General features: G+C 61.7%; 1 pseudogene. It reads left to right on the plus strand.

The window, feature by feature from the left end:
• A pseudogene (gene glnA / locus J8I87_RS44095) lies at window positions 1-711 on the plus strand (glutamine synthetase); the annotation flags it as partial.

Consider the following 711-nt stretch of genomic DNA (forward strand, 5'->3'; position numbering starts at 1 on the left):
GACTGGACGCAGCAACTGAAGTACATCATCCACAACGTCGCGCACACGTACGGCAAGACGGCGACGTTCATGCCGAAGCCTGTCGTCGGCGACAACGGCTCGGGCATGCACGTTCACCAGTCGATCTGGAAGGACGGCCAGAACCTGTTCGCGGGCAACGGCTACGCTGGCCTGTCGGAATTCGCGCTGTTCTACATCGGCGGCATCATCAAGCACGCTCGCGCGCTGAACGCGATCTCGAACCCGACGACGAACTCGTACAAGCGTCTCGTGCCGCACTTCGAAGCGCCCGTCAAGCTCGCTTACTCGGCTCGCAACCGCTCGGCATCGATCCGTATTCCGCACGTGTCGAACCCGAAGGGCCGCCGTATCGAAACGCGCTTCCCGGATCCGATGGCGAACCCGTACCTGCTGTTCTCGGCGCTGATGATGGCGGGTCTGGACGGCGTGCAGAACAAGATCCATCCGGGCGAAGCCGCGGACAAGAACCTGTACGACCTGCCGCCGGAAGAAGACGCAAAGATCCCGACCGTGTGTGCCGGCCTCGACCAGGCGCTGGAAGCACTCGACAAGGATCGCGAGTTCCTGACGCGCGGCGGCGTGTTCACGGATTCGATGCTGGACGCTTACCTCGAACTGAAGGAAGGCGAACTGCAACGCGTGCGTATGACCACGCACCCGGTCGAATTCGAACTGTACTACTCGCTGTAA

Origin of the sequence: Paraburkholderia sp. LEh10, assembly GCF_017814945.1 — a bacterium.
Taxonomy (GTDB): Bacteria; Pseudomonadota; Gammaproteobacteria; order Burkholderiales; family Burkholderiaceae; genus Paraburkholderia.